The 19,922-nt window shown below is 71.8% G+C and carries 16 protein-coding genes and 1 pseudogene; 6 read left to right on the forward strand and 11 right to left on the reverse strand.

Annotation, left to right across the window (positions count from 1 at the left end):
* The first annotated feature begins 611 nt into the window (after positions 1–611).
* Entirely contained in the window at positions 612–1,688 is a 1,077-nt protein-coding gene (locus tag B079_RS0129000) for a methyltransferase domain-containing protein (RefSeq protein WP_018549359.1), read from the forward strand.
* 31 nt (positions 1,689–1,719) lie between these two features.
* Here B079_RS0129000 and B079_RS0129005 read toward each other — a convergent pair whose 3' ends face one another.
* On the reverse strand, positions 1,720–2,964 hold the full coding sequence (locus B079_RS0129005) for an oxygenase MpaB family protein (RefSeq protein ID WP_037802251.1): 1,245 nt from the start codon (positions 2,962–2,964) through the stop codon (positions 1,720–1,722).
* 119 nt (positions 2,965–3,083) lie between these two features.
* Here B079_RS0129005 and B079_RS0129010 point away from each other — a divergent pair, with 119 nt between their 5' ends.
* Positions 3,084–3,647, forward strand: coding sequence for a TetR/AcrR family transcriptional regulator (locus B079_RS0129010; RefSeq protein WP_018549361.1), 564 nt, complete (start codon positions 3,084–3,086; stop codon positions 3,645–3,647).
* A 96-nt stretch (positions 3,648–3,743) separates the two neighbouring features.
* The gene (locus tag B079_RS0129015) at positions 3,744–4,964 is read left to right on the forward strand and encodes a metallophosphoesterase (RefSeq protein WP_018549362.1); all 1,221 of its coding nucleotides are present in this window, start codon (positions 3,744–3,746) and stop codon (positions 4,962–4,964) included.
* Between the two features lie 63 nt (positions 4,965–5,027).
* On the opposite strand, the gene B079_RS0129020 is transcribed toward B079_RS0129015, so the two are convergent.
* The 6 genes from B079_RS0129020 to B079_RS0129045 form a co-directional block, all read right to left on the reverse strand.
* Entirely contained in the window at positions 5,028–5,453 is a 426-nt protein-coding gene (locus B079_RS0129020; protein WP_234016895.1) for a hypothetical protein, read from the reverse strand.
* Positions 5,450–5,932 (reverse strand): protease inhibitor I42 family protein, encoded by a 483-nt coding sequence (locus B079_RS0129025; protein WP_018549364.1) that lies wholly within the window; start codon positions 5,930–5,932, stop codon positions 5,450–5,452. The genes B079_RS0129020 and B079_RS0129025 overlap by 4 nt, the downstream gene beginning before the upstream one ends.
* A 13-nt stretch (positions 5,933–5,945) precedes the next feature.
* Positions 5,946–7,529: a hypothetical protein gene (locus B079_RS0129030; protein ID WP_018549365.1), complete on the reverse strand. Its 1,584-nt coding sequence runs from the start codon at positions 7,527–7,529 to the stop codon at positions 5,946–5,948.
* 11 nt (positions 7,530–7,540) lie between these two features.
* Positions 7,541–7,912 (reverse strand): hypothetical protein, encoded by a 372-nt coding sequence (locus B079_RS0129035; protein WP_018549366.1) that lies wholly within the window; start codon positions 7,910–7,912, stop codon positions 7,541–7,543.
* A gap of 120 nt (positions 7,913–8,032) precedes the next feature.
* Positions 8,033–9,631: a tannase/feruloyl esterase family alpha/beta hydrolase gene (locus tag B079_RS0129040; RefSeq protein WP_037802279.1), complete on the reverse strand. Its 1,599-nt coding sequence runs from the start codon at positions 9,629–9,631 to the stop codon at positions 8,033–8,035.
* Between the two features lie 505 nt (positions 9,632–10,136).
* Positions 10,137–10,715: a rhodanese-like domain-containing protein gene (locus tag B079_RS0129045; protein WP_018549368.1), complete on the reverse strand. Its 579-nt coding sequence runs from the start codon at positions 10,713–10,715 to the stop codon at positions 10,137–10,139.
* A gap of 89 nt (positions 10,716–10,804) precedes the next feature.
* Between B079_RS0129045 and B079_RS0129050 the strand changes: the two genes are divergently transcribed.
* Positions 10,805–11,092, forward strand: coding sequence for a metal-sensitive transcriptional regulator (locus B079_RS0129050; protein ID WP_018549369.1), 288 nt, complete (start codon positions 10,805–10,807; stop codon positions 11,090–11,092).
* A 44-nt stretch (positions 11,093–11,136) separates the two neighbouring features.
* On the opposite strand, the gene B079_RS0129055 is transcribed toward B079_RS0129050, so the two are convergent.
* The 3 genes and pseudogenes from B079_RS0129055 to B079_RS0129065 form a co-directional block, all read right to left on the reverse strand.
* Positions 11,137–11,892 (reverse strand): sulfite exporter TauE/SafE family protein, encoded by a 756-nt coding sequence (locus B079_RS0129055; protein ID WP_018549370.1) that lies wholly within the window; start codon positions 11,890–11,892, stop codon positions 11,137–11,139.
* A gap of 239 nt (positions 11,893–12,131) precedes the next feature.
* Positions 12,132–13,508 (reverse strand): annotated as a pseudogene (locus tag B079_RS0129060) (MBL fold metallo-hydrolase); the annotation flags it as partial.
* A gap of 252 nt (positions 13,509–13,760) precedes the next feature.
* Positions 13,761–14,552, reverse strand: coding sequence for a TetR/AcrR family transcriptional regulator (locus B079_RS0129065; RefSeq protein ID WP_018549372.1), 792 nt, complete (start codon positions 14,550–14,552; stop codon positions 13,761–13,763).
* A 280-nt stretch (positions 14,553–14,832) separates the two neighbouring features.
* On the opposite strand from B079_RS0129065, the gene B079_RS0129070 reads away from it, so the two are divergent.
* Positions 14,833–16,545, forward strand: coding sequence for an MFS transporter (locus B079_RS0129070; RefSeq protein WP_018549373.1), 1,713 nt, complete (start codon positions 14,833–14,835; stop codon positions 16,543–16,545).
* Positions 16,546–16,771: 226 nt separating this feature from the next.
* The gene (locus tag B079_RS0129075; protein WP_018549374.1) at positions 16,772–17,887 is read left to right on the forward strand and encodes an aminotransferase class V-fold PLP-dependent enzyme; all 1,116 of its coding nucleotides are present in this window, start codon (positions 16,772–16,774) and stop codon (positions 17,885–17,887) included.
* 99 nt (positions 17,888–17,986) lie between these two features.
* On the opposite strand, the gene asnB is transcribed toward B079_RS0129075, so the two are convergent.
* Positions 17,987–19,828: an asparagine synthase (glutamine-hydrolyzing) gene (asnB, locus tag B079_RS0129080; protein ID WP_018549375.1), complete on the reverse strand. Its 1,842-nt coding sequence runs from the start codon at positions 19,826–19,828 to the stop codon at positions 17,987–17,989.
* Between the last annotated feature and the right edge of the window lie 94 nt (positions 19,829–19,922).

Below are 19,922 nucleotides of genomic sequence, written 5' to 3' on the forward strand. Positions count from 1 at the left end.
TTCGTATATTCCGCGATCGTCTGCTGACCAAGTTCGCGGCGAACCTCGGCAACGGATGGTGCCGTTGTCTTTTTCTCCGCGTAGATCTGCGTGAGGTGCTCGATCGCGTCATCCTGCGTGTCGTAGCCAACCTCTTCTCGCTGCTTGCCAAGAGCATCCCGGAACCGAATTGTGTACGGGTGCGGGCAACGAGTCGGCCTGGAACAACCGCACTCCTCGAAGAACGACCCCATCCCACGGGCGAGCTGACGAGCCACGAATCAAGCCGTCCGGGCGAGGCGCCGGGCGGCGCAGCAGGCCCCCGCTACAAGTTCAGGTCAGCAAGGCGGGACACAGTCCCGTCTCATGCTGACCGTTTGCTGACCTGGACGCGGCAATCAGGGCCCCGACCTGCCAAAACACCCAAACGCTAGATCTTCGACTTGAACATCGTGCGCAGCATTCTTGACTCCTGAAAGACGGCTCCCTGCCTGCTTTGTGCAGGTCAAGGGCATCCGTCACTGTACAGCGGCGCGCTTTCGGGCTTTGCTCGACCCCCGCTGCGATCTGCGGTGTTTTGCGCGACTATCTCCCAGGGGGCCGAGGTGGCCGGATCGAGCGGAGGTGTGGGCGTGTCGGTCGACATGAGCACCGTGGATGAAGCGAAGCTGAACGAACTGCTCGGGAAGGTCGTGGCCGATCTGGGCGCGGTCGCGGCGGCGCCCCTGGTCCTGCTCGGGGAGCGGCTGGGGCTCTTCCGGGCCCTCGCGGACGGCGAGGCCGTCACGCCGGGGCAGCTCGCGGAGCGCACCCGTACCACCGAGCGCAACGTCCGCGAATGGCTGGCCGCGATGGCCGCCGGCGGATTCCTCACCTACGAGGGTGACGACCGCTTCCGCATGTCACCGGAGCAGAGCGCGGTCTTCGCCGACGAGAACAGCCCTGCCTTCGCCCTGGGCGGATACCAGTCGTTCCTGTCGTGCGGCTCGGCCGAGGAACAGGACAGGCTGGAGCGCGCCTTCCGGGACGGCCACGGCGTCGGCTGGCACGAACACCACCCGGACCTGTTCACGGGGACGGCCCGCTTCTTCCGTCCGGGCTACGCGGCACACCTGGTGGACGAGTGGCTGCCTGCGCTGACCGGCGTGGTGGAGAAGCTGCGCACCGGTGGCAGGGCGGCCGACGTGGGCTGTGGACGGGGCCACTCCACCGTGATGATCGGCGAGGCGTTCCCGGACGCGCTGGTGACCGGCTTCGACCATCACGGTCCGTCCGTCGACGCGGCCCGGGAGCTGGCCGCGGAGACCGGTGTCGGGGACCGGGTCTCGTTCGAGGTGGCCGGGGCCAAGGACTTCGCCGGTGGCCCGTACGAACTGATCGCGTTCTTCGACTGCCTGCACGACATGGGCGACCCGGTCGGCGCCTTGGCGCGCAGCAGGGAGCAGCTGGCCGAGGGCGGCAGCATCATGCTCGTGGAGCCGTTCGCGGGCGACCGGCTGGAGGAGAACCTCACCCCGCTCGGCCGCACGTTCTACAGCGCCTCGTCGCTGATCTGCACGCCGGCCTCGCAGTCCCAGGAGGTCGGCCGTGCCCTGGGCGCCCAGGCGGGCGAGGAGCGCACCCGCCAGGTCGCGTCGGAGGCCGGTCTGACCCGTTTCCGCCGGGCGGCACAGACTCCGTTCAACATCGTCTACGAGGTCCGCGTCTGACCTCGGGGGCTACGGCCCCCTCCTGATCTCCTCAGAGAGGCAGCGCCCCGACCTGCTCGCGCGCCCCCTCGAAGAGCATCCGGGCGCGTTTGCGGCGGAACTCCATCCCGGTGCGGTCGAGGTAGCGGCGTCCGTACTCGGAGCTGCCCACGACGAGCGACGCGGCAAGGTTCTTCGCGACCACGGCCGGGACCACCCACGGGAGCGTGACGGGAAGGCGCAGGTCTTCCAGGCTCCGCTTGCCGAGGAAGTACCGCAGCATGCTCAGGAGGCGGGCGTGGGCGTAGCGGGCGCGGAGGGAGGTCAGGCGGCCGTGGTCCAGGTGGCGTTCTCCGTCGACGATCGCCGCTGACAGGGCCGCGCCCGCCGGGGTCTGGCCGTCCTGGGCGAGGAGGACGTGGTAGTTGAAGACGTTCTGCTCGCGTTCCGTGTCGAAGAGCCAGTCCTCGTGGACGCCGAGGAGCAGGCCGACGTACTTCCACAGGTGCATGACGGCGCGGGAGTCCGCCGCGCTCACGGGCCGGCCGAGGAGGCGGGCGCCCAGGAGGAGGGTGCTGTTGAACAGGCCCAGGGTGCCGGCCTGGTCGGACTGGTTGATGGGGAGGCCCCAACGGGCGGTGTCCCAGCGGCCGTTGGTCTCGAAGCGGTCGTTGATCAGGGCGTGCATCGCGCGCACGTGGACCGTGAGCCGGAAGCCCTCCCCGTCGCGTCGCATCCCGCCCGGCTCGACCACCGCACGCGTCCAGGTCTCGGTCTCGCCGAGCCGCCTCATGGCGTGCGCACCCGACAACCCGCCGGTGGCGACGAGCAGATCGGCGGGGCCGCCGTACCGGTAGCCGCCGATCAGGGAGAGCTGGAGCAGGACGTCGGTCGCGGTGCGCCCCATCCGCCGTACCACCCCGGCGCCCCGCTCCAGGAGGTCGAAGTCGACCCAGTCCGGCACCTCGTCGACCACCGCGAAGAAGCGCGGCAGGGCGGGCGGGGCGTCGGGTACGGACCGGACTCCGTCGTCCAGCGCCTTCTTGAACTGGGCCATGGTGACGCGTCCGGCGTCAGCAGCGCCGTCCTTGCGCATCGCGCGGACCAGGGCCGCCCCCACCTCGTCGCGGGCGTACATCCGCCGCCCGATCAGGTCGAGCAGTTCCTCGTCCACCTGATCGACGCCCGCCACGCGCCGCAGCACCCTGCCCATGCGGAGGCTGCGCTCCGGCGCGCCGCGGAAACGGCGCGGATACGGAGAGGTCTCCCGCTCGTCTTGTGCGTGCAGTGGAGTCACGTTTTGATGCTGACACGAGCGATTACTCGCGTTCAATTCGCGTTTCCGGAGCGGACATGACCTTGGGCTCACCGCAGCGCGCGGCCAGACGGACACCCCGGCAGGACCGGTCCCGTGCCATGGTCGAAAGAATCCTCGCGGCCGGTCGCGAGGTCCTCATGGAGCGGGGGTACGAGCGCACCAGCACCAGCCGGATCGCCGCCCGGGCCGGGATCAGCCCGGGGTCGCTGTACCAGTACTTCCCGGACAAGGAGGCGATCCTGGACCGGGTGCTCGACCGCTACGTGGAGCGGCTGCACCTTCGCATCACCGACGCGTTCGTGTCCCACCTCGACGCCACCGACAGCGTCCGCAGCACGATCGGGGCCCTGCTGGACGCCCTGGAGGGCGACGCCGGTCTGCTCCGCGTGGTCTACGAGCAGCTGCCGCGCAGCGCCAACCCGCAGCGGGCCGAGTTCGTCCGCCGCATCGACGACCTCGTGACCACCGCTCTCCTCTTCCAGCGCCGCCCGGCCGCGATGCCGGTGCGCTCTGCGGCCTGGATCCTCGTGCGCACCATCGAGTCCGTGACGGTCGGCTACGTCCTCGATCCGCCGCCCATCGACCGCGAGTCGATCGTGGACGAACTCACCCGGCTGATCGAGGGGTACCTCGCCGCACCGTCCCCACCGGGAGCCACCTGACCCGCGAGCCTCCGTTGCCCGGCGCACACCGGTCCGGCCGCCGCGAAGGCGACCGGATACAGTGCGCGGGACGGCAGCCCGGTCAGGGAGGGAAGCGTGACCGACATCAGCGACACCCGGCCCACGGAGGGTGAGGCGAAAGCGGCGCGGCAGAGCGGACTGCACCGCCTGATCCGCTACCTCCCCCTGATCGCCCCCGTCCTGCTGTGGGCCGTACCCTGCTGGGTCCTCCTGTACGGCGGCCAGCACTGGCCGCTGCCCGTCACGGTGACCGGCACCGCGCTGTTCGTCCTCGGCCTGATCGGTATGCCGCTCGCGATGGCACGCGGCCACGGACGGCGCCAGCGGGACGGGGCGGCGATCATCGGTGACACTCTGCTGGGGGCCGGCTGGGTCCTGTTCACCTGGTCCGTGCTGCTCGGCGTGCTGCTGAGGCTCGCCCTGACCGTCGCGGGCGTCGGCGACGGACAGGACCGGGCGCGCATCGTCGCCTGGGCCGTCCTCGGCACCGCCGCCGTCCTGCTCGGCTGGGGGTACGCCGAGGCCCGCCGCGTGCCCCGCGTACGCCGACTCGACGTGGAACTCCCGCGTCTGGGCGCCGGGTTGGACGGCACCCGGGTCGCCCTGATCACCGACACCCACTACGGCCCGCTCGACCGCGCCCGCTGGTCGGCCCGGGTCTGCGAGACGGTGAACACCCTGGAGGCGGACCTGGTCTGCCACACCGGCGACATCGCGGACGGCACGGCCGAACGCCGCCGCGCCCAGGCCGCCCCGCTGGGCACCGTCCGGGCGACGCGGGCCCGGGTGTACGTCACCGGCAACCACGAGTACTACAGCGAGGCCCAGGGCTGGGTCGACCTGATGGACGAACTGGGCTGGGAGCCGCTGCGCAACCGCCATCTGCTGCTCGAACGCGGCGGTGACACCCTCGTGGTCGCCGGTGTGGACGACGTCACCGCCGAGTCCTCAGGGCTGACGGGCCACCGCGCCGACCTCGGCGACGCCCTGGACGGCGCCGACCCCGACCTGCCCGTCCTCCTCCTCGCCCACCAGCCCAAGTTCGTCGACCGCGCGGCGGAGCACGGCATCGACCTCCAGCTCTCCGGCCACACCCACGGCGGCCAGATCTGGCCCTTCCACCACCTGGTCCGCCTCGACCAGCCCGCGCTCGCCGGTCTCACCCACCACGGCCCCCGCACCCTCCTCTACACGAGCCGGGGCACGGGCTTCTGGGGCCCGCCGTTCCGCGTCTTCGCGCCGAGCGAGATCACGCTGCTCGTGCTGCGCTCGCCGCAGGGGTCCGCGTCGCGGTAGCGGCCCCCGGGCCGTCGGGCGCGGCGGCTCGGCTCCTTGAGCGCCGGGCTGCCACCGCCCGCGTCAGGCGCTGCCCGCCCGGGCCCGCTGCTTCAGCTCGATGATCGTCGCGACGGCGTGCAGCCAGGTGGCCGTGGTGTCGTCGGTGGTGATGCCGCCGCCGAGGTCGGTGGCGGCCCGCAGCCACTGCCGTACGAGGTCGGCGGCCGGTCGGCGGGGCAGGGGCTCGGGCAGGTCCGCGGCGCGGGCGAGTCCCCCGGCGCGGACGGTGTCGGCGAGGAAGGCGACCGAGCGGGGCTCGGTGCCGAGGCGGTCGAGGAGGACGGCGGCAGCGGCAGCGCCGTCGCCGAACAGGGCGGTGCGCCGGGGGCCGGGCTCGGCGGTGAGGCCGTCGCGCAGGAGACCGGTGATGTCGAGCCGGGCCAGCTCGTCGTCCGTGCGGTTCGGCGGGTGCGGGGTGGGGGCGTTCACGGCGGGGCCTCGGCTCATCGGACGGTGACGGTGTAGGTGATGCGCTCGGGGGCCGGAGCGGCGGAGGCTCCGGTCGTCGCGGACGGCTCGGCCGAGGCTCCGGTCGTTGCCGGGGGCTTCGTAGAGGTGTTGCCCTGACAGGTGGTGAACGTGCAGTGCAGCAGCGTGAACCGGGTGGTCCCCTTGGCCTTGGCCTCGAAGGTGAAGGTGAGCCGGTGACCGGAGCCGGGCGCCGTCGTCCCGTCGCCGGAGTCCGCCGCACGCCCCCGGCTGACCAGCACCGAGCTGTCGGGCCGGGGATCGACCAGGTACCAGTACTCGCGGGTGGAGGCGTTCTGGTCGACGGTGAGCGTGAAGCGTTCGCCCGGCTCGGCGCTGATGCTGGTGTCCTTCACCGAGAGGCTGGTCGTCCGGCTCGTGGTGCTGGACGTGCCCGTCGAGCCGTCGCCCGAGCCGCAGCCCGTGGCGAGCGCGAGCAGCGCGGCCGTCGCGAGCACGGCACCGCCTCGGCTACTGCGGAAGATAGACGCTGTACGCGTTGGGGAGATCACTGTTGGAAGCCTTGCCCATGTGGCCGTTGATGAAGTCGTCCTCGCTGACCCAGGTGGTCTCGCCCCAGGGGTTGTACACCTGAAGCATGTCACCCTCCTGGGCGATGATGGTCATCGCGTGGGCGCCCTCCTTGCCCGAGACGTCGACCGGCACCGGCCGCCCCTCGGCCACCGACTTCTCGACGTCGGTGAGGACCGCCCTGCGGTCGGCGGCGCTGTTCAGGTCCTGACGCGAGTAGTCGGTGCCGGTGGCGCTGCCGACATGGGTGTCGTTGATCCGTTCCTGTCCCTCGGGCCCCATGCCGCCCCAGTTCTCGCCGCCGTCGCCCTCGGTGTGCAGCCGGTGCTGTTCGGCCACCAGACGCTGCCGGAAGGCATCGGGGTCGTCCTGCTGTCCGTCGGGGCCGCCGGTGAGGCCGAGCGCGTACACGGGGTCGACCATCGCGCGGGACGTGACGGTGGACGAGGCCACGCAGGTGCCCTCGGAGCCGTCGCCGCCCTGGATCCACCGCTGGCCGTCGAACGTGACGAAGTCCTTGTTGTTGTTCGAGCCGTCCGGTGCCAGGCCCTCGTCCTTCATGCTGTCCGAGGCGGTGACCACCGGGGTGAGGTGGCGGCGCAGCCAGGCGGGGTCCTTGCCGTGGATCTTGGCCTGGAACTGCTCGATCTCGGTGACGCTGTGCCCTGCCGCCAGGGCCTTCATCAGATAGGCCCGTTCCTGCGGGCTGTCGGACTTGGCCAGCATCCGTTCCATGGCCGTCTCGTCGTCCAGGCTCAGCAGGTCCATGCGGGCCGAGGCGCGCGAGAGGTCGCCCGCCGTCAGGATCTCGTTCAGGTCGGCGTCGGCGCCCGCGACACCGGTGTCGGCGAGCATCAGCTTGTCGACGGCGGTGAGTTCGCTGGTCTCCATCTTCCCGGCGCGCGCCTCGGAGGCCCACTTGTTCAGGTCACGGGCCGCGACGCGGGTGGCCTCCTGGGCGTCGGCCACGGCGTCGTGCATCAGGTCGACCGCGGAGGAGCCGAAGTGGGCGGCGTTCTTGCGGTCCCACTCCTCCTCGTCGTTCTCGTGCAGGTTGTCGAAGAAGCCGTCCTTGCCGCCCAGCATCTTCTTCTGCTCCCGCAACTGCCCGCGCCCCTGCTCGTCCTTGAGCTGGGCGGCGCCGATCGCGTCGGCGAGGGTCAGCAGGACGGTCGCGCACCCCTGGAACGCCTCGCTCATCCGGGTCACCGACCGCCCGGCGGCGTTCACCACGTCGGAGGCGAGGACGCTCGTGTCGCCGACCCACACCTCCGGGAGACCCTTGCGGCCCACTCGGTCGACCTGGTCGAAGACGCCGCCGACCGGGTCGACCTGGCCGCGGTAGAGCGCCGCCAGGCCCTCCAACACACCCTGGTCGCCGCCCGGTTCGGGCACCGAGAGGGCTTCGTCGATGAGGTCGAGCACTTCGTTCTTGGTCCCGGCGCCGAGCAGCTTCTTGGACAGCCCCGCGAGCCATTCGAGGCGGAGGGAGGGCGAGTCGAAGGGGGAGGAGAAGAAGGACATCGGCCCGTCGCTCAGTAGCTGGAGAGGACGGACGTACGGCCGCCCCCTGTCGAGGTGTCGGTGAGGCCGCTCGCGCCGCCGGAGGGAACGCTGTCGGCGTGCGCCCGCACCTGGCCGTCGGTGCCGTGGTAGGTCTTCTTGCTCAACTCCACCTTGTCACCGAGTTCGTGCAGCGCCGACGCCAGTGCCTTGGCCTCCGCCTCCCACGCCGTGACGAACGCGTTCAGCGCGTCGGCGGCGTCATGGCCCCCGGCGTCGTCGTACGAGTAACGCGTGCGCGAGCGGACGGCCGAGCCGACGCCGTCCATGTCCGTGCCCGCGTCGTCGAGTTGCTTGGCCTGGCCGGTCATGCCCGCCTTGACCTGATAGCCGTCCGAACCCATCGTCACTCCCCCGACTGTCTGACCATGAACACGCTAACACTCACGGTCCGTACGGCTGTACGGCCTCCACGGCGCGGAGTTGGCGGGGCCTCGGCTGCCGGACGACGCCTCCGGACAGCCTCAGTGCGCGCACACGAAACTCGACGCGGTGTCCGGGTCACCGGCGCGGTACCTGGGCCAGCCCGGGTACGCGCACAAGGGGCGCGTGCGGTGGTGGAGGGCGTCGGACACGACCTGGCCGACGGGCGGCTCGTCCTTTTCGACCCAGTACTCAAGGGCGGAGAGCGAGTCCGTGGCGGCGGCGAACGCGGGGGTGCCGAAGTTCGCGTGGTTCGCCCCGGGCACGACGTAGTACCGCAGGAACGCGTGGGTCGGCCCGGCGCCCAGGGTCGCGCGGACGCGCTGGTAGTAGTCGGTCGTCGAGTACGGGGAGACGAGTTCGTCCGCCGCGCCGTGGAGCAGGATCAGCTTGCCACCGGCGCGGGCGAACGGGCCGAGGTCCGTGTCGTTGCGGTCCTGGATCGTGGACAGACGGCTGATCCGCGCGAGCCACGTGCCGGGGTTACGGGGATCGACGGCGAGGGGGTTGTGCCCGAGGTCGCGGGTCAGGAAGTACTTGACCCATTGGTCCCAGAACTGCATGCCGTAACCGCTCGTCACCGGCATGGGGTTGGCCGGTGCGCTGGTGCCGAACCCGAGGAACGGGGTCCGCATGTCCGCCCCCGCGAGGAACGGGAAGCCGGGGTATTCCTTCTCACCGCTGGCGATCCGGTACGGCCATCTGAACGGCGCCGACATGGCCGTCACGGCCCTGATCTGCGCGTCCGACAGGCAGGTCGGTCCGGCATCGGTGCCCTTCGGGCAGCGCAGCGTGCGGGGGTCGAAGTGACAACTTCCCGGATTCGAGACGACGTTGTCCTTGACGCCGTCCAGCCCGTCGCACGCCTGGACGACCCTGTCGTACAGGAGCGTCTGCTGGTCGACTCCGGGGAAGGCGCCGGGGCGGGACAGGAGTTGGGCCAGGTACCCCACGTACAGCATCTCGCTGAGGTTGTTCCAGGCGGGGAAGGCGGAGATCACGCCGTCGAACGCGGTCGGCCACCGCTGCGCGACGACGAGGGCTTCCCGGCCGCCGGTCGAGCCGCCCGCGAAGTAGACCTCGGCGGGCCGCGCCCCGTAGGCGTGCCGGACCAGGAACAGGCTCGCGTCGCGTGTCTTCTTGAGCGCGTCACCGGCGGCGAAGTTGCTCAGGGCCTCGTCGTTCACGCCGAACGACCCGTCCAGCGACGGAGGCGCCGTCGGGCTCTGCCGGTGCCCCGAGTCACTGGCGAACGTCGCGTATCGCCGCGCCAGGGGGGCCGGTTGACCGGTGGGGCCGAACGGCACGTCACCCGTGAGGTCGGGGATGGTGCCGTTGTAGCCGCCCCCGCCGAACATCAGGGCCTTGCCGTTCCAGTCGTACGGCAGGTCCACGCGCATCGTGATGGCGGGCGCGGCCGGGTCGACGGGAAAGAGGTCGGCGTCGACCTGGCAGTACGTGATCGTCTCGCCGCTGACGAGGCCGGTCCTGACCGTGGCCGACTCGACGCGGCCTCCGCCGGTCGGCAGGCTCATGACGGATGCGGGGATCACCAGACCGTCCAGCCCACCGCACACGGGCACCGTCGCCGGACGCCCGGCCCGGTCCGGACTCGCCCCGGCCCCGGGGACTTGGCTCATGCCCGCCAGCAGAACCAGGGACGCCAGCACGCCGAACCGGCGAACCACCTTGCCTCTTACGGAAGTTCTCCTCACGATGACCTCTTCCTCGAAGCCGAGCGCGCGCAGAGGTGACGACGGTGAGGTTAGGGCGCGGTGACGTCGCGGTTGAGGGGTACGTCCCCCACACCTCGCACCGTCGCGGTGGGGCTTTCTCCCACCGGGTGCGCGGAGACCGATGTCGCGCGGTGCGTCGGCGGTGGGGCGCCGGGCGGAGAACCGCCAGGCGACCGCTGCGGCGGAGGAGACCTCGATGACCGAGTCGAGTCCGAGGCCGAGGTGGCCTGCCGCCAGGCGGACACTGCGGGCATCAGACGGTCAGCGCCCCCCGCTCGCCACTCTCAGCGAGCCAAGGGGCGCGCAAGGATCGCCTCGAACCACGCGACCTCGTCCATGACCGCACCCTATGGGCATCCGACGAACGTCAGGCCACCGAATGGGGCGCGAGCCGCGCGGCAGGGAGCGGTCAGCGGTGGCGCAGTGCGGCGAGTGTCGTCGTGAGGTCCGTCGGGTGGGGGCGGTTGTGGGGGAGTTTGGCGAGCAGGGTGGCCATGCCGCAGGTGTCGGTCAGGGCGGAGAGGACGAGGCCGCCTGCGACGGCCGCGGAGAGGAGCTGGAAGGCGGGGTGGACGAGGAGGCCGAGGAGGAGGCCCAGGAGGACGAGGGCGCCGGCGGTGAGGCGGACCTGTCGTTCCATGGTCCAGGCCGTGCGGGGGTCGCGGGTGGTGGGGTGGTGCAGGTCGTGTCCGGCGGTCGCCCAGGCACGGGTGCCGCCGGTGAGGGTGGCCGCCGGGATGCCCTGGTCCACGAGGGTCTGGGCGGCGTTCGCCGAGCGGGCGCCGGAGGCGCACACCATGAGGAGGTCGCCCCGGTCAGCGGCGTGGCGGAGGTCGGGCAGGGCGTGGCGGAGCCGGTCCAGGGGGATGTTGAGGGCGCCGGGGAGGTGCCCTGAGGCGTACTCCGCGGGAGTACGGACGTCGATCACGATGAGTTCTTCGAGGCGGGCGCGGGCCTGGTCGATGCCGAGGGTGCGGGGCGTGGTCATGGCGGATGTGATCCTTGTCGGTGTGCGGGTCGTCACCGTCCCGAACCGGGACGTAGAGTACCCCTAGGGGTATTTTTCGAGGAGTGAGCGTGGAACTGGAGCTTGAGGGCGCGAACTTGAAGTCCGTGCTGAACCGGCTACGGCGGGCGCAGGGCCAGATCTCCGGCGTGATCCGGATGATCGAGGAGGGCCGCGACTGCGAGGAGGTCGTCACCCAACTGGCCGCCGCTTCACGGGCGTTGGACCGCGCCGGTTTCGCGATCATCGCGACGGGCCTGCAGCAGTGTCTGACCGATGTTGAGGAGGGACGGAAGAGCGGGGAGGACACGGCGGCGATGCGGGCGCGGCTGGAGAAGCTGTTCCTGTCGCTGGCGTAGCGCGGGCGCGGCGGGGGCCGTAGCCGTCTGGTCGTACGGGCCGCTCATCGCGCCACCGCGTCCACCAGCATGAAGCAGGCCACGCCGAGCAGGGCCACGGCGAAGAGCCGCCGCAGCGCGCGCCCCGGCAGCCTCGCGGCCAGCCGCTTGCCGTCCCACGCGCCGAGCACCGCCGCCGCGGTGAACGGCCCCACGACGGCCCAGTCCAGCCCGTCGGCCGTACCCGCGCGCAGAGCGAGCGCCGCCAGCGAGTTGACGGTGATCACGAGCAGGCTGGTGCCCACGGCCGCCCGCATCCGCATCCCGAGGACGCCGACCAGCGCGGGTACGGCGAGAAAGCCGCCGCCCACCCCGAGCACACCGGTGACCAGGCCGAGACCGGCACCGGCGACTGCGGCCCTGCCCGGCCGTACGGCCCGGACAGCTCCCTCGGACACGGCGGCCCGGGGCCTGAGCATCCGGATCGCGGCGGCGCCCGCGACCAGCGCGAAGGCCACGGTCAGCACCGCCCCCGGCAGGCGCCCGGCGAGCGCCCCGCCCAGCATGGCGGGCCCGATCCCGGCCGCCGCGAACAGCAGCCCGGTGCGCCAGCGGACGTACCCGTCCCTGGCATGGGCGGACAGCCCGGCCGCCGAGGTGAAGGCCACGATGATCAGGCTCGCGGTGGTCGCCGCGACGGGGGTGAAACCGAGCAAATAGATCAGGGCGGGTACGGCCAGCACACTGCCGCCACCCCCGAGGCCACCGAGCGCCAGTCCTACGACGGCTCCGGCGACCAGGGCGAGTATGAGAGCGCTCATCCGTGGGTGCGGGCGGCCGGGGCGGCCTGTTCGTCGACGGCTTCGGGGTCGCCGCTGTGGGCGGGGGCGCGTACGGCCGGGCTGGTCTGCGCGGGCGCGTCGTCATCGGTGTCGTGCGGGTGAGTGCGTACGGCGGGTCCGGCCTGCGCGGGCGCCTCGTCATCGTCACCGCGCGGATGGGCGCGTACCGCCGGTTCGGTCTGCGCGGACGCGTCGTCGTCCTCGCCGCGCGGATGGGTGCGTACGACCAGTCCCGCGCGCTCCGCCGCGTCGAAACCGTCGTCGATCGCGACCACCTCGCGGCCTGCGGCGTCCAGCAGGGAGGCGGCGATGGCGGCGCGCATGCCTCCGGCGCAGTGGACCCACACCTGTCCTTCGGGGACCTCGTGGAGGCGGCGGGGCAGGGCGTGGAGGGGGATGTGGACGGAGCCGTCGATGAAGGCCACCGCGCGCTCGGAGTGGCGGCGGACGTCGAGGACGACGGGGGCGTGGTACCGCGCCTCCGGTTGTGCGGGGAGGCCACCTCTCACTGTCGCCGCGAGGTCGACGAAGGTGGCGCGCGGGAACGAAACGAGTCCGTCCGCCGTCCACCCCTCCGGCTCCCCGGTGGCCCCGGCGGCGGGCCGGTCGATGCCCACCCGGACCAACTCACGCTGGGCGGCGGCGAGTTGTTCCGGGGACGCCGCGAGCAGGGTCACCGGCTTGCCCCACGGGATCAGCCAGGCGAGATACGTCGCGAGCTGCCCCTCGGCCTCGAAGTTGAGCGAACCGGCGACGTGGCCTGCGGCGAAGGCGACCCGGCTGCGCAGGTCGATCACCCACTCCCCCGCGGCGAGCCGGGCGGCCATCTCCTCGGCGTCGGCCACGGCGGGCGGAGTCAGGTCGACGGGCGCGGGTCCTGCGGCGTTGGCCGGGCCCATGTGGGTGTAGTACGCGGGGATGTCGTCCAGCCCGGCGAGCAGGTCGGCGACGAAGGTGTCGACGTCCCGGAGTAGCACCTCGTTGGAGACCTTCTCCTCGCCGATCGTGCTGCCCTCCCCCTCCGCCCGCTTCGACGAGCAGAAGCTGCCGAACCCGTGCGTGGGCAACACCACGGTCGCGTCCGGCAGTTCACCGGCCAGCCGGTGGGCGGACGCGTACTGCGCCCGGGCCAGCCGCTCGGTGAGCCTCGGCTCGACCAGGTCGGGTCGGCCGACGGTCCCGGTCAGCAGCGAGCCTCCGGTGAACACGGCGACGGCTGTGCCGTTCTCCTCCAGGACGTAGGCGGTGTGGTGCGGGGTGTGTCCGGGGGTGGCCAGCGCGCGCAGCCCGACCCCGGCGTCCACGTCGAACCGGTCACCGTCTTCCACGGCCACGTGCGGGTACGCGACCCGGGCCCCAGCGGGCACGAGGTAGGCGGCGCCGGTCACGCGCGCCAGCTCCAGCCCTCCGGTGACGTAGTCGTTGTGCACATGGGTCTCGACGACGTACGCGATCCGCACACCGCGCCGCGCCGCCACCGCGATCACCTGATCGATGTCACGCGGCGGATCGACCACGACGGCCGCGCACTCACCACCGGCCAGGTAACTGCGGTTGCCGAGGCCAGTGACGTCGAGGGTGTCGATGAAGAACACGGGGTACTCCCTTCCAGCGAGCCGAATTACCCCCGGGGGTATATCTGGACGGTACCACGGGTACCCCGGGGGGTATTTTGGAGGGCAGGGAGTTTCCGTGACGCGCCGCATCAGCGCCGACCGGCCTCGCGGGGCAGCGGAAAGCGGGGTTCGGCAACGGCTGGGCCAGGAATCAGGCAGGCGTCGACGCCCACGAGTGCTCAAGTCCAGCGATCAGGCAGCGCCGAACCACACCGGACGCGTCGACCGCCCTCAGCCCTCGGCCGGAGCCGCCGCGCCCTCGCCCGGCAGGTAACTCGCCAGCCCCCGCAGGATGATCTCCAGGCCGATGTCGAAGCGGTCGTCGGAGGAGTCGGTCACCATCAGGCTGGACAGGGCGCGGAGATGGGGGAACTCACCCTCGGGGAGGGACGCGAAGTAGTTCTGCATCTCGTCGGCCATCTCACGCCAGTCCGGGCGGGCCAGGGAGTCGCCGCCCTTCTCGCTGCGGGCGGCCCGGTCCTGCCACATGTCCTCTTCCAGGACGAAGCCGTCGATGTAGGTGGAGATGAGGTCACCGGCCTCCGCCGCGATGCGGTCCGGGAGCCCGGCGGTGCGGAATATGGCCAGCAACCCCTCGACGTGCGGCAGTAGTTCGGCCGTGAACGGCACGTGGGCCATGGAGATGCGGGCCACGTCGCGATGGGACAGCAGGCGGCGGCGTCCGGCGCGGGCGTAGTCGCGCACCTGCTCCTGCCAGTGCTCGGCGTCGGGTTCGGGCATCTGGAAGCCGTCGAAGAGCCGGGTGTACATCAGCTCGAGGAGGTCGTCCTTGGAGCTGACGTAGGCGTAGAGGGCGGAGACCGTGACGCCCAGCTCGGCCGCCACCTGGCGCATCGAGAGCCCGTCGAGCCCCTGGCGGTCCAGCACGACGAAGGCGGCCTCGGCGATCCGGTCCCGTGAGAGCGGCGCCCGGGCGGGGGCGGCCTGTGTCCGGGCGGGACGCGGGCGCTCCCAGGGGGACGGCGGAGGGGTGGCCGGGGTACCGGGGGCCGCATCGGTCATGGGGACAGTCTAGGCACGCGGGAGAACAGTGTTCTCGTCGGTGAACAGGCAACTTCCACAGGCAGACGCGATATATCTTGTCTCGGCCCAGCGATTGCGCTATATCTTAATGAACAGCGTTCTCCGAGTGAGCAGTGTTCTGTTACTGTGAACAGTGTTCTCCCGTGCGTCCGGCCGCATCGGCTCACCGGGCCGTACCGGCGAGCCGGGCAGCCGTATCCATCCACCCGCCGTACCCGTGGGCGTCATCGCGGGCGCGGCCCTTCCGCCAGGAGTCCCGATGTCCACCACCGGTGTCGCGTCCAGCGAGACGCCCACCGACTCTCCAGCGCCCTACCGGTGGCGCTGGGCTGCACTCTTCGTGATCCTCGCGGCCGAGGTGATGGACCTCCTCGACGCCGTGGTCACGAACATCGCCGGCCCCTCCATGCGGGCCGATCTCGGAGGCGGCGCGTCCACGCTCCAGTGGCTCGCCGCCGCCTACACCCTCTCGATGGCCGTCGGACTCGTCACCGGCGGACGGCTCGGTGACATCTACGGCCGCCGCCGGATGTTCATGGTCGGCGCCGCGGGCTTCACCGTGGGCTCGCTGCTGTGCGCCATAGCGGGCTCGCCCGAGATACTCATCGCCGCGCGGGTCGTGCAGGGCCTGTTCGGCGCGGTGATGCTGCCTCAGGGCCTCGGCATGATCAAGGAGATGTTCCCGCCGAAGGAGTCGCAGAAGGCGTTCGGCATGTTCGGGCCGGTCATGGGTCTGTCCGCGGTGTGCGGCCCGATCCTGGCGGGCTGGCTCGTGGACGCCGACTACTTCGGCACCGGCTGGCGCATGATCTTCCTGATCAACCTGCCGCTGGGCGCCGCGGCCCTCCTGGGCGCCGCGCGCTATCTGCCGAAGGGCCGCTCCGCGACCAAGCCGCGCCTGGACATCCCCGGCATGCTGCTGGTCTCGCTCGGCGCGATGCTCATCATCTTCCCGCTGGTCCAGGGCCGTGAGTACGACTGGCCGGTGTGGACCTTCGCGATGATGGCCGCCTCGGTCGTCGTGTTCGCCGTCTTCGCGCGCTACGAGTCGAGCCGCAGCCGGGCCGGCCAGGACCCGCTGGTCGTCCCCAGCCTCTTCCGCAAGCGCGGCTTCAGCGGCGGCATGATCCTCGGGCTGGTCTTCTTCTCGACCATGCAGGGCTTCATGCTGGTCTTCAACCTCTACACCCAGATCGGCCTCGGCTACTCCCCGCTCAAGGCGGGCCTGGTCATGGTGCCCTGGTCCGGCGGCATGATCGTCGGCTTCGGCATCGCCCAGGGCGTCGCCCGGTTCGGCCGCGCCGTGCTCCAGGCGGGCACCGTGGTCATGGCGCTCGGCGTATTCGGCGTGTGGCTGACCCTGGACATCGTGGGCGCGGGCGTCGGCCCCTGGCAGCTCCTGCCCGCGCTGCTCGTCACCGGCATCGGCATGGGCCTGCTCATGGCGCCCTTCTTCGACATCGTGCTCGCCAGCGTGGAGCAGCACGAGACGGGTTCGGCGTCGGGCACCATGACCGCGATGCAGCAGCTCGGCGGCGCCTTCGGCGTGGCCCTCCTGGGCACCGTCTTCTTCGGCCTCCTCGGCGGCGGCATCGCCACCGCCGTCGACCACCGTGCGGACGGTCTGCGCGGACAGCTGGCCGCCGCGCATGTCGCACCGGCCGCGCGGGACCGTGTGGTCGCGGATCTGCGGCACTGCGCCTCGGACCGCGCCGTCGCCAAGGACCCGGAGGCCACCCCGGCGTCCTGTGCCCGTCTGGAGAAGGACACCCGCGCGGCCGTCACCTCGCCGCAGGCCGCCGCGCGCATACCCGGCGCGCTGCGGGCCACCGCGTCGTCCGCCTTCGAGAGCGGTTTCGGCTCCGTGATGAAGACGGTGCTGTGGATCGTCGACGGGATGCTCGTCCTGACGTTCCTGCTCTCGTTCCTCCTGCCGCGCCACGCGCGTCCTGAGGAGTCCGCCGGGCACTGAAATTCCCCCGGCGGCGGGACGGGACGGCCGGGCGGCTCCTTCGGCGGGGCTGCCCGGCCGTCCTGTTCGGAACAGGCCCAGCGTCCGTCGTGCCGTACGAGACACCGGCGTACGGCGGGAGTCGCGTACCGTAACGCCACGCGGGCGGGACGGCGGCGGTCAACCGCGTTCCACGGCCCGCGCCGCACCACGCTCGACACCCTCACCGTTCCGGAAGGACGCCCCCGTGCTCACGTCGTACGCAGCGCACTTCGACACGCCCGCCGGGTATCTGGACTTCGCCCGGTTCGGGCCGCCGTCGCGGGATGCCGTGGCCGCCACCGCGCGGGCGATGGAGGAGACCGCGCGGGCCGACCACACCACCGTGGACGGTCTGATGCGCGCGGAGGACACCGCACGGGAGGCGGCGGCACGCCTCGCGGGCACCGACGCCGCGCACACGGTGCTGCTGCCGAACGCGTCGACCGGCGTGTTCCACGCCGCGCTCGGTGTCCGGGACGGCGTGGTCCTCGTACCGCGCAGCGACTTCCCCGCCAATCACTATCCGTGGCGCCGCAGCGCGCACCTGGGCCGGGCCACACCGCGCTGGCTCGACCCGGAGCCCGGCGGCGGCGTCACCCCGGAACTGGTCCGCGCCACGCTCACCGACGACGTGGTCGCCCTGTCCGTCAGCGCGGTGGACTTCCGTACGGGGTTCCGGGCCGACCTGACGGCACTGCGCGAGGCGATCGGGCCGGACCGCCTGCTGATCGTGGACGCCATCCAGGGCTTCGGCGTGGCCGACCTCCCCTGGAGCGCGGCGGACGTCGTGATCGCGGGCGGCCAGAAGTGGCTGCGCGCGGGCTGGTCCACCGGCTTCGCCACCCTGTCCGACCGGGCGCTGGAGCACCTGGAGCCGGTCCTCACCGGCTGGACGGGAGTCGAGCACGTCGGCCTCTTCGACGGCGCCGAGCACCCGCCCGCCCCCGACGCCCGACGCTGGTCGATCACCAACCTGAGCCCGGTGACCGCCGCCTCCTTCACGGCCGCGCTGGAGTTGGTCGAACGGCACACGGTCCCGGCGATCGAAGCGGCCATCGAGCTGCGGATCACCGAACTCACCGAGGCCGTCACCGCCCACGGCGGCCACATCCTCTCCCCCACCACCCCGTCCCACCGCGCGGGCATCCTCTCCTTCACCCTGCCCGACCACGACCCCGCCCTCGTCGCCAAGGCACTCCACGCGGAAGGCGTCACCCCGACGGTACGCACCGACTCGCTCCGCCTCTCCCCGCACGCATCGACCCCGCCGGAGGCGACGGAGCGGGTGGCGACGGCGCTGTCGTCGCTGCGCGGTCGCTGAGGGCGGCGGGAAGCCGCCCGCTCCTCGGCCGGACCCCGCCCCAGCCGCCCTCGGCAGAGCCGGAGTCGACCAGACCCCGTAACCCCCGGCAGGACCATGTCAGCCCAGGTCCAGCTCCGGGGCGTACAGGTCCAGCCAGAGCGCCAGGTCGAGCGTGCGTTCCATGCCGCGTCGGGCGGCCTGGGTGACGACAGGGCCGTCGCCGGTGGCGGTGCGGCGGACCTTGTCGCGGTCCAGGAGGTCGAAGACGCGGTGGGAGGGCTGGGAGAGGAGGTCGTGGATCTGGGACTGGAGGGCTCGGGCGTAGCCGGGGTCCTGGGTGGAGGGGTAGGGGCTCTTGACGCGGTCGTAGACCGAACGAGGGAGGAGGTCGGCGGTGGCCTCGCGCAGGAGGCTCTTCTCGCGGCCGTCGAAGGACTTCAGGGCCCAGGGGGTGTTGTAGACGTACTCGACGAGCCGGTGGTCGCAGAACGGCACCCGGACTTCGAGGCCGACAGCCATGCTCATGCGGTCCTTGCGGTCGAGCAGGGCTCGGACGAAGCGGGTGAGGTGGAGGTTGCACATGCGCCGCATGCGGTACTCGAAGTCGCTCTCCCCGTCGAGGCGTTCGATGCCGGAGACGGCCGTGCGGTAGCCGTCGGCGATGTAGCCCTCCAGGTCCAGGGATTTGGTGAGGTCGGAGCGCAGGACGCCGGTGTCGTCGCCGAAGTGGCGGCCGAGGCTGACGAGCCAGGGGAAGGTCTCGGCGTGCCGGGCCTCCTCGTCGAAGAACTGGAGGTAGCCGCCGAAGACCTCATCGGCGGACTCGCCCGAGAGCGCCACCGTGGACTGGTCGCGGATGGCGCGGAACAGCAGCAGGAGCGAGGCGTCCATGTCACCGAACCCGGCGGGCAGGTCGCGGGCGCGGATGACCCTCGCGCGGGCGGCCGGGTCGGCCAGGGACTGGGCGTCCAGGACGATGTCCTGGTGATCGGTCCGCGCGAGTCGGGCCACGTCGTGGACGAAGGGGGTGTCGGGCGTGCCGCGCAGTTCGTCCGCGACGAAGTTGTCCGCCTGTCCGGCGAAGTCGACGGCGAAGCTGCGTACCTTCTCCCCCTGCTCACCGAGCTGCCGGGCGGCGAGCGCGGTCATGGCGGAGGAGTCCAGGCCCCCGGAGAGCAGGGTGCAGCGGGGCACGTCGGCGACGAGCTGGCGGCGCACGATGTCGTCGAGGAGCGAGCGGACGGTGGCGATGGTGGTGTCGCGGTCGTCGGTGTGCGGGCGGGTCTCCAGCCGCCAGTAGGCGCGGGTGCGCAGGCCGGAGCGGTCGACGGTGACGACGGTGCCGGGCTCGACCTCGCGGATGCCGTCCCACACGGCGTGCCCGGGCGTCTTGATCAGGGTGAGCAGTTCGCGCAGGCCGTCCAGGGTCACCCGGGGGCGGGCCAGCGGGTTGGCGAGGATGGCCTTGGGTTCGGAGCCGAAGAGGACGCCGTCGGGGGTGGGGTGGTAGTAGAAGGGCTTGATGCCCATGCGGTCGCGGATCATCACGAGCTTGTCGTGGCGGCCGTCCCACACGGCGAAGGCGTACATGCCGTTCAGCCGCTCGGCCACCGCGTCGCCCCATGCGAGGTAGCCGCGCAGGACGACCTCGGTGTCGGAGTCGGTGGTGAACCGGTGGCCGCGGCCCTGGAGTTCGCGGCGCAGCTCGGTGAAGTTGTACGCCTCGCCGGAGTAGACGAGGGCCACGGTGCCCTCGGGGGTGCGGACGGTCATGGGCTGGCGTCCGCCGGGGAGGTCGATGATCGCGAGCCGCCGGTGTCCGAGCGCGGCCGGGCCCTCGGCCCAGGTGCCCCGGTCGTCCGGTCCCCGGCAGGACATCGTCTCGGTCATCGCATCCAATGCGGAGTCGTCGGCCGCGAGGTCGCGGTCGAAGGAGACCCATCCGGTGATGCCGCACATGTGCTGCCTCCTGCCTCCGGCCGACGGCCGCCCCTACGCTCACCTGCGCTTTCCGGGTGGCGTGCGAGAGACCGCCGAACCAGTTGTATCGAGC

It is taken from the genome of Streptomyces sp. LaPpAH-108 (assembly GCF_000373625.1).
In the GTDB taxonomy this organism is placed as follows: Bacteria; Actinomycetota; Actinomycetes; order Streptomycetales; family Streptomycetaceae; genus Streptomyces.